This window comes from Methylosinus sp. LW4 (genome assembly GCF_000379125.1).
Lineage (GTDB): Bacteria > Pseudomonadota > Alphaproteobacteria > Rhizobiales > Beijerinckiaceae > Methylosinus.
Genome location: NZ_KB900626.1, coordinates 978,117 through 991,317, shown reverse-complemented (window position 1 = coordinate 991,317; position 13,201 = coordinate 978,117). Strand labels below are relative to the sequence as shown.

Below are 13,201 nucleotides of genomic sequence, written 5' to 3'. Positions count from 1 at the left end.
GTGGAGTGACGTCATGTGTGCTTTCGCCCTACGCGACATCAAAGCGGCCGCGCCGGCCAATGACGATAGTCGCGCCGCCTCGCGGCTGGCGGAAATCTCCGCCGACGCGCGGCCGATTCCCGCCTATTCGCCGGTCGTGCTGGCGGGCCTCGTCCGCATTCTCGAATTCGCGCTGATCACCGCGACCGGCTTCGCCGTGCATCGGCTGCATGTCGCGCCCGGCTATGGCTATGGCTTCGAATATTTCATCGTCATTCCCGGAATGGCGCTGCTCGCGGTCGTCGCCTGGCAGGCGCTCGATCTCTACACGCCCGCCGCTTTTCGCACGCCCATCGGCCAGGGGCTCAAGCTCGCCGGCGGCTGGACCCTCGTCTTTCTCGCGGCGCTCGCGGCGATCTTCTTCCTGAAGCTCGACAACGCTCTGTCGCGCGTCTGGCTGCTCGGCTGGTACGCGGGCGGTCTCGCCGTGCTCGCGGCGGAGCGCTTCGCCGTCGCCGCCGTGGTGCGCTCGCTGACGCAGCAGGGCAAGCTCGACCGCCGCACCGTCGTCGTCGGCGGCGGCCCGGCCGCCGAGCCCGTGCTGCGCGCGCTCGCCGCCTCGCAGCAGGACAGCGATCTGCGCATATTGGGCGTCTTCGACGATCGCCGTGACGATCGCTCGCCGGATGTCGTCGCCGGCTATCCCAAGCTCGGGACGATCGACGATCTCGTCGAATTCGCGCGCCACACGCGGCTCGATCTCGTGATCTTCACCCTGCCCATCTCGGCCGAGACGCGCCTATTGCAAATGCTGCGCAAGCTCTGGGTGCTGCCGATCGACATTCGGCTCGCGGCGCACACCAATAAGCTGCGCTTTCGCCCGCGCTCTTACTCCTACATCGGCAATGTCCCGGTTCTCGACGTCTTCGACAAGCCGATCGCCGATTGGGACGTGCTCATCAAATCCGCCTTCGACAAGATCGTCGGCGCGCTGTGCCTTTTGCTCTTCGCGCCCGTGATGGCCGCGGTGGCGCTCGCCATCAAGCTCGATTCGCGCGGCCCGGTGCTGTTCCGCCAGACGCGCTACGGCTTCAACAATGAGAAGATCGAGGTCTATAAATTCCGCTCCATGTATGCGGACAAGCTCGATCCCGCCGCGGCCAAGCTCGTCACCAAGGGCGATCCGCGCGTGACCCGCGTCGGCCGCTTCATCCGCAAGACCTCGCTGGACGAGCTGCCGCAGCTGTTCAATGTCGTGTTCCAGGGCAATCTGTCGCTGGTCGGCCCCCGCCCCCACGCCATGCATGCGCGCGCCGCCGAGCATCTCTATGACGAGGTCGTCGACGGCTATTTCGCCCGCCATCGCGTCAAGCCCGGCCTCACCGGCTGGGCGCAGATCAATGGCTGGCGCGGCGAGACCGACACGCCCGAGAAGATCCAGAAACGCGTCGAATGCGATCTCTACTACATAGAGAACTGGTCGATCCTGCTCGATATCTATATTCTCGCGCTGACGCCGATCGCGCTGCTGAAGACCGAGAACGCCTACTGAGAGGCCGCGCCGAGCGAGATATGCGAGCCTGAAGGCTCGCGGTCCGAAACGCTTCCTGGACCGCGAGCCTTCAGGCTCGCTCTCCAAAGCCTATCCTGGCCTTCGCCGCGAATCGCGAGCCCTGCGGCCAGAGACCTCATCCAGAACAGCAACATGAGCAGGATTATCGTTATTCTGCTTATATTTATAACGAGTATCTAATGCAGCGCCCGAGCCTTCTCATCGTCTTTCTCGCCGCGCTCTCGGGCGCTGCGGGCGTCGCGCTCGCAGCCGCGAGCGCGCATATTTCCAACGCCGCCAATCTCGAGACGGCGAGTCGTTTCCTGATGATCCATGCGGCGGCGGCGCTCGGCCTCGGCGCGCTGCTGGCGACAAAGCCCCCGCTCGCGCGCTGGCTCGGCGGCGCGAGCTTCGCGCTCATCGCCGGCGTCGCGCTGTTTTCCGGCGACCTCGCCGCCCGCAGCTTCACGGGCGATCGGCTGTTTCCTTACGCGGCGCCCATCGGCGGCTCGCTGACGATCGGAAGCTGGCTGGCGCTGGCGATCTGGGCGCTCGCCGCGCTGCGGGCGCGGTAGCGGCCCGCGCTTTCCCGCTCTGGACAGAAGCCTGGAATCGACCCCACCCTCGCGAGCGTGGGGGCCGAGATGGGGACAGAACATTGGAGCGCGGAGGCGGCGCTCGGTCGGCGCGTGCTCGTCGTCGAGGACGAGCCGCTGATCGCGCTCGCGCTCGAGGAGACGCTCGCCGAGCATGGCTTCCGCGTCGTGGCCTCGGCCCAGACCGTCGCCGTCGCGTTGCGGGACATCGCCGAGGCGCAATTCGACGTCGCCCTGCTCGATCTTCGCATCGGCGCCGAGAGCGTGGAGCCGGTCGCCGATCGCCTCGCGGCCATGGGCGTCCCTTTCGTCTTCGCGACCGGCTATGGGCGCTCGGCCCTCCCTTCGGCCCACGCCGCGCGCCCGATCGTCGAAAAGCCCTTCCGCACCGAGGCGCTGATCGCCGCTCTTCTCACGGCGTCGCGCCGCGCCGCGCAGGACGCCTGAGACGCAGACGGCGAGATACCGAGGACCGGACGGCTTGTCTCTTGCGATCACGCTCCATCTAAGGGGGAGTTGCGTCAAAACAGGTGCCGCGTCATGTCTTCGCGTAAAAGCGGCGAGCGGGAGTGCTCCCGACGTCGCCTCGCCGCTGTCGGCGGCCTGATCCTCGCCTTTCTCATAGCGGCGCTCGAGCCTTCTTCCGCATTCGCCCAGGATTTCTTCCAGCAATTGTTCGGCGGCGGCGGAGGCGGCGGCTATTCGGACTATGGCGCCGGCGCCTATCCGAGCTATCGCCGCCACGGCCACGCCCGGCGCCATGGCGCCGCCCAGCAGGAGCGTCGCGTCTATGTCCCGCGAGAGCGCCGAGGCGAGCCCACGCGCAGAGCCTCCCACGGCGGCGGCGGCGGCGAGCCGGAGCGCTCCGTCTATACGGAGACCGCGGCCGGCGGACGCTCCTACTGCGTGCGCGAATGCGACGGCTATTTCTTCCCCGTCGGCCTCTATTCGAGCGCCAATGACACGGCGAGCCACCAGCGCGCCTGCGGACGCCTCTGCCCCGGCGCGCGCACGACTCTCTATGTGATGCGCGGCGGCTCCGACAAGATGGAGGACGCCGTAGCGGCGCGCGGCGGCGCGACCTATGCGCGTCTGATGGCCTCCCTGCAGCGCAAGAACGAAGGCGAGAAGGACAAGGAATGCTCCTGCCACGCCGGCCAGACCAATGAGAGCTCGATCGAGGCGATCTATCTCGACCCGACGCTGCGGCGCGGCGACGCCGTGATGACGACTCACGGCGTCGAGATCTTCCATGGCGCCAGCCGCTATCCTTATTCCAAGAACGACTTCCGCCCCCTCGCCCGTTCTCCCGATCTCGATGAGCCCGTCCGCCGCCGCCTCGCGGCGCTGGAGCGCGCCAGCAAGCATGGCCGGCCGAGCGTCGAGCGCCGCGCCGCGCGGCCGGTGAGCGAGCGCCGCAGCCAATCCTCCGGCGGACGCGAGCCGCGCGACTAATCCCTCCCCCGGCCGACCAGCGACGAGCGGAATGAAAAAAGGCGAGCCCGACGGCGGGCTTGCCTTCGTCCTCCGCTGTCGATATGCCCATTGCACCGCACAAGTCGGGACGATGCGCAGCGGCGGCCCTCGCCTTCATCTCTTTCGAACGTCGGCTATTCGCGGCGCCGAAGGACGACCGGGTCGCCACGACTTTCATGAGGTGATCCGATGGGCAATCCATATGCGACGAAGGGGCCTTCCCAATTCTGGCGCACGGCTGTCGCCGACCTCGCTCCCGAGGATGTCAGCCCGATCCCGCACAAGAAATTCCTCATCGGCGAGGAAGACCGCATAGCGACCGCGGGCAGCTGCTTCGCGCAGCATGTGTCCCGCTACATAGAGGCGATGCCGGGCGTCCGCTTCCTGCAGACCGAGGCGAGCCCCGCCGATCAGCCGGTGTTCTCGGCGCGCTATGGCAATATCTACACGGTCGCCCAGCTTCGCCAGCTTCTGCTCGAGGCCACCGGCCAGCTGAGCCTGCCGCCGCTGGCGCTGCCGCGTCCTGACGGACGCCTGGTCGACGCTTTTCGTCCGACGACCTATACGGAAGGCTTCGCGAGCGCGGAGGATGTCGCCGCCGCCCGGCGCGCGCATCTCGAGGCGGTGCGCCGCGTGTTTGCCGATTGCACCGTGTTCGTCTTCACGCTCGGACTCATCGAGGGCTGGACGACGCCGGACGGCCAGTTCGTTCTGCCCATTCATCCCGGCGTCGCGACGGATGATCCGCAGGCCTCCGCCGCCCTCTTCCATCGCTATTCCTATGAGGAGGTCAAGGCCGATCTCGAGGAGTTCCTGGCCGGGCTGCGCAAGATCAATCCGGGCGCGCGCGTCATTCTGACCGTCTCGCCGGTGCCGCTCACGGCGACCTACACCGATGAGCATGTCTTGTCGGCGACCGTCTACAGCAAGTCGGTGCTGCGCGCCGTCTGCGGCAGCGTCGAGAGCTCTGTCGAGAACGTCTATTATTTCCCGTCCTACGAGATTATCTCCAGCCATTTCAACAATGGAAAATATTACGACAGCAATAAGCGCACCGTGCCCGAAATCGGCGTCTCCCATGTCATGCGCGTCTTCGAGGCCGCCTATTTCGGCCAGACGTCGGAGCCTGTCGCCCCGCCGGCGAAGCCGGCCGCCGCGAGCGGCGTGCTGGACCAGTCCTATGCGGGCCGCATCATCTGCGACGAAGAGAAATACGGCACGAACATAGGGTTCTGAGATGAAGGTCATCATTGTTTCGAATTGCGCGACCTCCACCTATTACGAGGTGGTCCAGACGCTGTTCCCCGATTGGACGATCAAGGCCGCCGGCTTCAACGAGGCGGAACGATGGCTCGAGACCGGCGAGAAGCCCGAGTTCGAGAAATATCTCAAAGAGTGCGATCTCTATATCGGCTGGCCGCTCGACGGGCTCCGTCTGGCGAGCGCGCTCAATCCGAACGCCGAACGCGTGATCATTCCAGAGCTGTATTTCCGTGGCCTGCATCCAGACGTCGCGATCCTGGATGGCTTTTGGGGACCGTTCAGCGAAGGCGCGCCGCACACGCAGACCTCTCTGATCGCGCTCGGCGCACGGGCGATCGGCAAGACCGCGGAGGAAACGCAGGCGCTCTTTCGTGAAGACGTCTATGAGAAGCTCGGCTATTTCGACCTGTATAAGACCGACAAAAACCGCCTCGTCGCCGAATTCGGCAAATATGGAATTGGGCTTGAAGATGCGTTCGATTATTGGGAAACGCAGCGCGATTTCTTCTATATCTGCCACCACCCTCGCAGCTTCGTTCTGGTCGACATTGCTCGGAACGCGCTGAAGGGGCGCTTTCTCGACGAAGAGGCCTTCGCTCGCTCCGAGTCGCTGCGCCGGACACAGCCCGATAGGCTCGCTGTCTCGGAAGTATGGCCCGTCTATCCCGAAATCGCGCGTCGTTTCGGCTTCGAGGGCGGCTTCACTTGGCTCAAGCAGCCCCAATACGCGCCGCGCGAAATGTCCTTGTCCGGCGTGATCGACAGCATCTTCGAATCTCTCGGCAGAATGGACGACGCCTGGAAGTCCGTGCCCTTCATCGCCGAATGCGCGAAGACGCTGGAGAGCGTCTGATTCAATTCAGCCGCTCCTCCTCCTCGAGGGGCGGCTCCGCGCCGGAAGGCGACGCGCTCGCCGCCCTCCGCCTCGGCGCACGCGACCAGGGGCGGTCCTCGCCCGGGGCGCGGGCGGTCCGCCATTCCACTCGCTCGCCGACAAAGCGCAGCGTCGCCGCGCCGGTCTCGGCGAGCTTGCGGCGATCGAGCAGGATCGGCGCGCCGCAGCCCTCCGGCGCATAGAAGGGCGCGATGACGATCGCCGCGCGGGCGCAATCCTCGATCAGCGCCTTGCGGTCCGTCGTCAGCGCGACGGCGCGGCCGTCGATCGCCTTGGCCACGCAGCCGAGATCGTCACAGGAGACGCCGCCGCGGGCGTCGGCAGGCGCTCTGGCGTCGGCGTCGGCGCGCAGCCATTGCTCGCCGACGAAGGAGAGCTTTCCGCGGCCGAGCAGCGCCAGCTCGCCCGAGGGCAGGCGCAGCGCCGCGGCGTCGCCGCCGGGCGCGACGGCGAGATCGAAGCCCTCTCCGCTCGCCGCGCCGAAGAGGCCGAGCATGGCGAAGGGAATGGCCATCGCCCGGAACAGCCATGTCCGCCACAGCACGAGCGAGAGCACCGCGAGCGACAGGAAAATAATCGCGAAAGGCGCGAAGCTCTTCACCGGCAGGCTGGCTCCGGGCGCGGCGCCGATGAGTCGCGCGATGGCGGTGACGAGATCGATGCCGAAGCCGACATAGCGCCACACCGGACCGTCGAGGCCGAGAGGATACAGAAAGGCGCCGAGCAGCGCCCCCGGCACGGCGAAGAATTCGATGATGGCGAGCGTCAGCGGATTGCCGATCAGCACATAGGGGCTCAATTCGTGAAAATCGTCCGCCATGAAGGAGGCCGTCGCCGATGTGGCGCAGAGAGTCGCGAAGATCGGCGCCGCCGGTCCGCGCAGCAATAGCTCGCTCATATTCTCGCGCCAGCGCATGAAGCGCGTCGGCGTTCGGCCGAAGGCGGGCGGCTCGCGCCGACGCTCGATGAGCGCGCCGCGCGCCTCATAGACGGCGACCAGCGCCGCCACCGCGGCGAAGGAGAGCTGAAAGCTGGCCCCGAGCAGCGCCTCCGGCTGGAAGGCGACGATAACGAAGACCGCCAGCGCCAGATTGCGCATGGACAGCGACGGCCGATCGAAAAGAACGGCGATCAGCATGATCGTCGTCATGATGAGCGCGCGCTCCGTGCCGACGCGCGAGCCGGCGCCGATATCGTAGAGAACGGCGCCGATGATGGCGACGCCGGCCGCCCATTTCTTGATCGGATAATTCAACGCCAGCGTGCGCGAGAGCGCCAGCAGCCGTCGCAGCCCGACGAAGAAAATGCCGGCGACGAGCGTCATCTGCACGCCGGATATCGTGATGATGTGGAATATGCCGGCGCGGCGGATCAGCTCTTTCGCCTCTTCGCCCAGAAAATCACGCTTGCCCGTCACCATTGCGGCGGCGATGGCGCCGGTGTCGCCGCCGAGCGCGCGATAGACCCGCGCCGCCAGCGCATTGCGCAGCCGATCGACAGCGGCGAAGAAGCGCAGCGACATTGGCGCAGGATCGGGCGGCGGCAAGACGTCGATGCGGCCGAGCGCATTGCCGACGCCGCCGAGGCCGGCGAAATATGCGTCGCGCGAGAAATCATAGCCGCCCGGCAGAGCGGCATGGGCCGGCGGCAGCACGCGCGCCTTCAGCGCGATGAAATCGCCGGCCGAAAATTTCGCCTCGCCTCGCGTCGTCAGCCGAACGCGAAAGGGCGCGACGTCATTGGGCAGTCCTTCCGCGCTGGCGATGCGCAGAATGAAGCGCGCGCCATTGGGGCGCGGGTCCAGCTCCTCGACGAAGCCGGTGAGAAAGCCGACGCCGGCGCGTGAGACGATCGGCGCATCGACGCGCGCGGCACGCCAGACAGCCGCGAAGAAGCCCGCCGAGAGACAGGCGAGCAGCAGAAGCAGCGCGCCCGCCCGATGCGCGCGCAAAAGAAAGGACAGCGCCGCCAGAATGACGACTCCCGCCGCCGAGCCGGCAAACGAGGGCTCGCGATCGGCCGCGAAATAGAGAAGGACGCCGGCGCCGGACGCGACGGGCAGCCACAGAAACGGCCGCCGCAGCGCGATCTCTTCTTCCAGCGCGGCGCGGGCGGCGGCGGCGAGCGACGCGAAAGCGGCCGACGAGGCGGGGCGGATGACGCCCCGCGCCCGATCGGCCGCGCCGGCGACGGCTTTCGCGCTCCAACTCACCAAAGGCCTCGAATATCGCAGCGAGCAAAGTCTCGCTCATGCTATATCGGAAACCGCCGAGCGCGCGAGCGCCGCGACGCTCAAAAACGCGTCGTCAGGCCGGTCAGCCATTCCGGCGAGGCGGAGACCAGCGCCGCCTCCAGCGGCTTGTCCAGCCCGGTGGCGATCAACAAGCCGATGGAGGCGAGCGCCGCGCCGAGCGCGCCCTTGCCCCATTTGCCGCCCACGAGCAGCGAATTCCGCAGCCGCATCGAAACGCTCCGCGAGACGGCGCCGAGTGCGATCAAGGGCAGGCCCGCCCCGAGGCCGAAGAACGCCATCACCAGCCCGACCTGGCCGAGATTCTGGCCCTGCGCGGCGAGCAGCGAGGCCGCGCCGAGCGTCGGCCCGGCGCAGGGGCTCCACACCGCGCCGAGCAGCAGGCCGAGCGCCAATTGGCCGCGCAGCCCATGGGTCGAGAAGCCGGAGAAGCGGCGCTCGATCCAATCGGCGAGCGGACCGCCGGCGGCGGCGATCCTCACTTGCAGAGCCGGCGCCGCCAGCAGCACGCCCAGCGCCACCATCAGCAGCGCCGCGCCGAAGCGCAGGCTGTCGCCATCTATGCCGGCCCCGAAGCCGAGGAGCGCCAGAAACAGGCCGATGGCGACGAAGGAGCTGGCGACGCCGAGCGCCAGCGCCGCCGGCCCGAGCTTGTGCTCGGAGCCCGCTGCGCCGAGAATGATCGGCAGCAGCGGCAGCACGCAAGGCGAGAGGGTGGAAAAGAGCCCCGCCAGAAAGGCGAGGCTCGCTCCCGCGAGATCGAGCGTCATCACAACGCTTTGTCGAGCAGAGCGGCGATGGAGGCGGCGCCGGTGTCGCCGACCGAGCGGCCGGTCTCGCTCTTGCCTTTGAAGACGATCAGCGTGCTCTGCGTCGTCGCGTGGAAATCGCGCACCGCGTCCTTCTGGCTGTCGAAATCGACATGGAACACCTGCAGAGCGTCGAATTTGGCGTCCTTCTCGAGCTTTTCGAGGATCGGCTGCTGCGCCTTGCAGGTGGGGCACCAAGGCGCGTGAATCTCGACGAGAATAGGCTTGCCGGCGGTCTGCGCCGCCTCGAAGCCTTGCGGCGTGAAGGCGTGCTTCTCGGCGGCAAAAAGCGGCGTGGCGAGGAGCGCGGCGGAGAAAAGCACGGAAGCGAAGCGAAGCGTCATAGCGAAAACCTCTGTTTCGGAGCCCGCAAAAGCGCGGAAAGAAGGGCGGCGACGCCACGGCCGCCGCCCGTCCGCAGTCTATACGCGAGCGCGCAGCCGGATGTTACGCCGGGGGAAGCCCCTTTCGCGCCTCTCCCTTCTCGGCGACCAGCATGGCGAGCAGCATCTCGACGAGCCCGCCGCCATTGGCGCAGCCATCGCCGCCGCCGACGACAATGCCGGGAACGAGCGGCAGCTTGCCATTCTCGATCGCCTCGGCGAAGCGCAGCAGCACGGTCGAGTTGAGCTGATACTCCGGGCCGCCATAGGCGGCGACCTGCTTTTCCGTCGCCTCCGCCTGCGCGAGGCCTACGGCCTTGATCTTCTCGGCGTCGGCGAAGCCGATGGCGCGAATGCGATCCGCCTCGCCCTGTCCTTCGACGCGGGCGCGCTCGGCGTTGGCTTTCGCCGTCACCTGGATCGTCTCCGCCTCCTGGCGCGTCTGCGCGAGGCGCGCCTTGCCTTCGTTCTCGCGCAATTGAATGGCGAGCGACGAGGCCGTGATATTGGCCTGCTGCTCGGCGAGCGCCTGCTTCTCGCGCAGGCTCCTCTCCTGCGCCGCGGCGGCCTCCTGCAGCCGATAGGTCTCCACCTTCTCCACCGCGATCTGCCGCTCGCGCAGCTGCGCCAATATCGACTCGATCGCCGATGATCCGCGCTCCTTGTCGGCGCGCGGCGTTCCGATCAGCACCTCTTGCAGATCGAGGCTATAGGCGGCGAATTTGGCGCGCATCTCCTCGCTGGAGCGGCTCTGAATGTCGCTGCGCTCCTGCAGCAATTGGATGAGCGTCTTGGTCTGGCCGATATTTTTGAAATAGGCCGAGACCATGGGATCGAGCGTCTGCTCGACGAGCCGCTTGACGTCGCCGAAACGCTGCACCACCAGCGGCGCTTTCATATAGTCGATATGGACGACGACGGAGAGCGGCATCAAAGGCTCGAAGGCGTCCTTGGTGATGAGCGCGATCTCCGAGAGATTTTCATCGAGACGATGCGGGCCGGTCGATTCCGCCGTCCATTTTAAAACAAAATTCGTCGTCGGCACCGCGATGATTTTTCCGGCGTAAGTGTTGAAGGCGTATTTGCCGGGCAGCAGCGGCTTGCTCCACACGCCGCGACAGCCGGGCGCGACCAATTCGCCATGGCGATAATCGTCGCCCGAAATATCGACGCCGCTCGCGCCCGTATAGGACACGACGACGCCGACCGTGCCGACGTCGACGATCGTCTTCGGGACGAGCTCTACCGTCGCGAACAGGCGATTGATGTAATAGCTGCCGTCGACGAGCACCTGATGCTGACGCCCGCGAAAGCCGCCGGCGCGCAAGAAGGCTTCAGGATTTTGGAAGTTGTTGTGAAAGCTCGGATCGGAGGCCTCGCCGCCGACCGAAGGCGCGATGATCTCGCCCTCGCGCAGCGCCGGACCGTCATGCACGGTGACGACGCCGAGCACATCCTGCTCGTCCTTGATGACGATGGGCTCGAAGCCGTGGCGCGCGCCGATGATCGCCGCCGTGCGCGCGAACAGCTCATCGTCGTTGGACGCCAGCGTCACCGCGTAATTGCGCGCCGCGGTCAGCACGACGAATTGCGCGAGATTGATGGCGTAGACGCCCTCGCGCAAAATCTTGCGCTGCGGCCCCTTCTGCCCGCCCTGCACGAGAAAGCCGCGCACATCCTCGAAATCGGACGCCTTCTCATTGGACGCGAGCGTCTGCTCCGGCGCGAGCGCGGCGCCGTCGCGCGCATAGACATAGCCGATCTGTCCCTGCGGAATGGAGACCAGCGGCACGCGATGCACGCGATATTGGAAGGGGACGAAGAAATGAAAGCCGCCGCGCAGCGCGTCGGGCTGAAAGCCCGCTTCGCCTTTCAGCGCGATGAAGCCTTCGCCGACCGAGCCGTGAAAGCTCCACAGCTTCTCCAAAACGCCGAGCCGATCATTCGGAATATAGCGAACGGCGCCGCCGACGAGCGCGAGAAGCAGCAGCAATCCGACCGCTCCAGCGACGAGAAGGCTCGTCTGCCAGAACGGCGTCAGAGGATAATCGAGGGGAAACATCTCATTTGCTCATGGTTGAGCGGAATGCGCGGTTCAAAGCCTCTATATCCCAGGCGCATTCCGCCGGGAGCATGCAGCGCCGCGCCTTCGGCGCAGCCGCGGATCATGCGGCGCGAGACGTGGGGTGCGAGCGGGGGAGTTGCAAGGAGCATTGAAGGTCGCCGACAGGTGAAGGCGCTCTCAAATATTTGATATAGCCAAAGATAAAAATCGACGTCGGCATCTTGCGAGCCCGTTACGCCATCGGCCGGACGCCGAGGCCCGGGAGCGCCCCTCCCCCCGCAGTTCCCCCCTGGCCCGCAGCGTGCTAGACGGGCCTCCGCTCTAAATTCTCAAGGACCGTCAGCCGCGCTCATGTCCCAGGTCGTCACGCGCTTCGCCCCCTCGCCCACCGGCTTCCTCCATATCGGCAGCGCGCGCACGGCGCTGTTCAGCTGGCTCTACGCCAAGCGCCATGGCGGGCGCTTTCTGCTGCGCATAGAAGACACGGATCGCGAGCGCTCCACCCAGGCGGCCGTCGACGCTATTTTCGATGGAATGCGCTGGCTCGGGCTCGATTGGGACGGCGACGCCGTATTTCAATTCGCGCGCGCGCCGCGTCATCGCGAGATCGCCGAGGAGCTGCTCGCCAAAGGCAAGGCCTATCGCTGCTACGCCAGCGCGCAGGAGCTGGAGGAGATGCGCGAGAGGGCGCGCGCCGAGGGCCGTCCGCCGCGCTATGACGGGCGCTGGCGCGACCGCGATCCGTCCGAGGCGCCGGCGGGCGTCGCGCCGGTCATTCGGCTGAAGACTCCGCAAGAGGGCGAGACGGTGATCGAGGACGCCGTGCAGGGCCGCGTCGTCTTCCCCAACAAGGATATCGACGATTTCGTGCTGCTGCGCTCCGATGGCGCGCCGACCTATATGCTCGCCGTCGTCGTCGACGATCACGATATGGGCGTGACGCAGATCATCCGCGGCGACGATCATCTCACCAACGCCGCGCGGCAAAAGCACATCTATGACGCGCTGGGATGGGAGGCTCCCAAGCTCGCCCATATTCCGCTCATTCACGGGCCGGACGGCGCCAAGCTGTCGAAGCGCCATGGCGCGCTCGGCGTGGACGCCTATCGCGGCATGGGCTATCTGCCGGCGGCGCTGCGCAATTATCTTTTGCGCCTCGGCTGGAGCCAGGGCGACCGCGAGTTTTTCTCGACCGCGGAGATGATCGAGGCTTTCGATCTCGAGAGCATTCATCGCTCGCCGGCGCGCTTCGATTTCGTGAAGCTCGAGAATATGAACGGCCATTATCTGCGCAGCAGCGAGGATTCCGAGCTGCTCGAGGCGCTGATCGCCACTCTGCCTTATCTCGAGGGCGGCGCGGCGCTCGCCGCCAAGCTCGACGACAAGCGCAAGGCGCAGCTCGCCGCGGCCATGCCCGGCCTCAAGGCGCGCGCCAAGACGCTCAATGAGCTGGTCGACGGATCGGGCTTCCTCTTCGCCGAGCGGCCGCTGGCGCTGGACGCCAAGGCCGCCGCGCTGCTGTCGCCGACGGCGAAGGCGCATCTCGCCGCGCTGACGGAAAAGCTGGCCGCGCTCGAGGAGTGGAGCGCCGCCGCGACCGAGAATATCGTGCGCGAGACGGCGGCGGCGCAAGGCGTGAAGCTCGGCGATCTGGCGCAGCCATTGCGCGCCGCGCTCACCGGGCGCACCACCTCCCCCGGCATTTTCGACGTGCTGGCCATCCTCGGCAAGGAAGAGAGCCTCGCCCGCCTGCGCGACCAGGCGGCGCAACTCGCTTGAACCGCGGGCGCGGGATGCTATAGTTTGTGCAACGCACAAAGAGGTCCTCTGCTGCGCCGCATTGCCTCCCCCTGCCCGCTGCGCATGCGCCGCAACGGCGCGGCGACCGACGCAATTCCGCCGGCCAATCGCAGGAGGGTTTGAATTTAAAGC

11 protein-coding genes are annotated in these 13,201 nt (G+C 66.7%); 7 read left to right on the top strand and 4 right to left on the bottom strand.

Annotated features, from left to right (window positions below):
* Window positions 1-13 precede the first annotated feature (13 nt).
* The 6 genes from METLW4_RS0104990 (at window position 14) to METLW4_RS0104965 (ending at window position 5,719) form a co-directional block, all read left to right on the top strand.
* A complete protein-coding gene (locus METLW4_RS0104990) occupies window positions 14-1,531 on the top strand; it encodes an undecaprenyl-phosphate glucose phosphotransferase (RefSeq protein WP_018265106.1) in 1,518 nt (505 codons plus the stop codon).
* 200 nt (window positions 1,532-1,731) lie between these two features.
* Window positions 1,732-2,106: a DUF423 domain-containing protein gene (locus METLW4_RS0104985; protein WP_018265105.1), complete on the top strand. Its 375-nt coding sequence runs from the start codon at window positions 1,732-1,734 to the stop codon at window positions 2,104-2,106.
* Window positions 2,107-2,175: 69 nt separating this feature from the next.
* Window positions 2,176-2,574: a response regulator gene (locus METLW4_RS0104980; protein ID WP_018265104.1), complete on the top strand. Its 399-nt coding sequence runs from the start codon at window positions 2,176-2,178 to the stop codon at window positions 2,572-2,574.
* A gap of 93 nt (window positions 2,575-2,667) precedes the next feature.
* Window positions 2,668-3,582: a DUF2865 domain-containing protein gene (locus tag METLW4_RS0104975; protein WP_018265103.1), complete on the top strand. Its 915-nt coding sequence runs from the start codon at window positions 2,668-2,670 to the stop codon at window positions 3,580-3,582.
* Between the two features lie 210 nt (window positions 3,583-3,792).
* Window positions 3,793-4,839, top strand: coding sequence for a GSCFA domain-containing protein (locus METLW4_RS0104970; RefSeq protein WP_018265102.1), 1,047 nt, complete (start codon window positions 3,793-3,795; stop codon window positions 4,837-4,839).
* A gap of 1 nt (window position 4,840) precedes the next feature.
* Complete coding sequence (locus tag METLW4_RS0104965) at window positions 4,841-5,719, top strand: WcbI family polysaccharide biosynthesis putative acetyltransferase (protein ID WP_018265101.1); 879 nt, start codon at window positions 4,841-4,843, stop codon at window positions 5,717-5,719.
* Between the two features lies 1 nt (window position 5,720).
* Here METLW4_RS0104965 and METLW4_RS0104960 read toward each other — a convergent pair whose 3' ends face one another.
* The 4 genes from METLW4_RS0104960 to METLW4_RS0104945 form a co-directional block, all read right to left on the bottom strand.
* A complete protein-coding gene (locus METLW4_RS0104960; RefSeq protein ID WP_245258409.1) occupies window positions 5,721-7,973 on the bottom strand; it encodes a ComEC/Rec2 family competence protein in 2,253 nt (750 codons plus the stop codon).
* 80 nt (window positions 7,974-8,053) lie between these two features.
* Complete coding sequence (locus METLW4_RS0104955) at window positions 8,054-8,782, bottom strand: cytochrome c biogenesis CcdA family protein (RefSeq protein ID WP_018265099.1); 729 nt, start codon at window positions 8,780-8,782, stop codon at window positions 8,054-8,056.
* Window positions 8,782-9,165: a thioredoxin family protein gene (locus tag METLW4_RS0104950; RefSeq protein ID WP_018265098.1), complete on the bottom strand. Its 384-nt coding sequence runs from the start codon at window positions 9,163-9,165 to the stop codon at window positions 8,782-8,784. The genes METLW4_RS0104955 and METLW4_RS0104950 overlap by 1 nt, the downstream gene beginning before the upstream one ends.
* A 103-nt stretch (window positions 9,166-9,268) precedes the next feature.
* Window positions 9,269-11,266, bottom strand: a complete 1,998-nt coding sequence (locus METLW4_RS0104945) for an SPFH domain-containing protein (RefSeq protein WP_018265097.1) — start codon at window positions 11,264-11,266, stop codon at window positions 9,269-9,271.
* 354 nt (window positions 11,267-11,620) lie between these two features.
* On the opposite strand from METLW4_RS0104945, the gene gltX reads away from it, so the two are divergent.
* Window positions 11,621-13,048, top strand: coding sequence for a glutamate--tRNA ligase (gene gltX / locus METLW4_RS0104940; RefSeq protein WP_018265096.1), 1,428 nt, complete (start codon window positions 11,621-11,623; stop codon window positions 13,046-13,048).
* Window positions 13,049-13,201: the final 153 nt, after the last annotated feature.

Coding starts and splice junctions, on each gene's coding strand:
- METLW4_RS0104990 (WP_018265106.1), top strand. CDS start 14: ATGTGTGCTTTCGCCCTACGCGACATCAAAGCGGCCGCGCCGGCCAAT.
- METLW4_RS0104985 (WP_018265105.1), top strand. CDS start 1,732: ATGCAGCGCCCGAGCCTTCTCATCGTCTTTCTCGCCGCGCTCTCGGGC.
- METLW4_RS0104980 (WP_018265104.1), top strand. CDS start 2,176: ATGGGGACAGAACATTGGAGCGCGGAGGCGGCGCTCGGTCGGCGCGTG.
- METLW4_RS0104975 (WP_018265103.1), top strand. CDS start 2,668: ATGTCTTCGCGTAAAAGCGGCGAGCGGGAGTGCTCCCGACGTCGCCTC.
- METLW4_RS0104970 (WP_018265102.1), top strand. CDS start 3,793: ATGGGCAATCCATATGCGACGAAGGGGCCTTCCCAATTCTGGCGCACG.
- METLW4_RS0104965 (WP_018265101.1), top strand. CDS start 4,841: ATGAAGGTCATCATTGTTTCGAATTGCGCGACCTCCACCTATTACGAG.
- METLW4_RS0104955 (WP_018265099.1), bottom strand. CDS start 8,782: ATGACGCTCGATCTCGCGGGAGCGAGCCTCGCCTTTCTGGCGGGGCTC.
- METLW4_RS0104950 (WP_018265098.1), bottom strand. CDS start 9,165: ATGACGCTTCGCTTCGCTTCCGTGCTTTTCTCCGCCGCGCTCCTCGCC.
- METLW4_RS0104945 (WP_018265097.1), bottom strand. CDS start 11,266: ATGTTTCCCCTCGATTATCCTCTGACGCCGTTCTGGCAGACGAGCCTT.
- gltX (WP_018265096.1), top strand. CDS start 11,621: ATGTCCCAGGTCGTCACGCGCTTCGCCCCCTCGCCCACCGGCTTCCTC.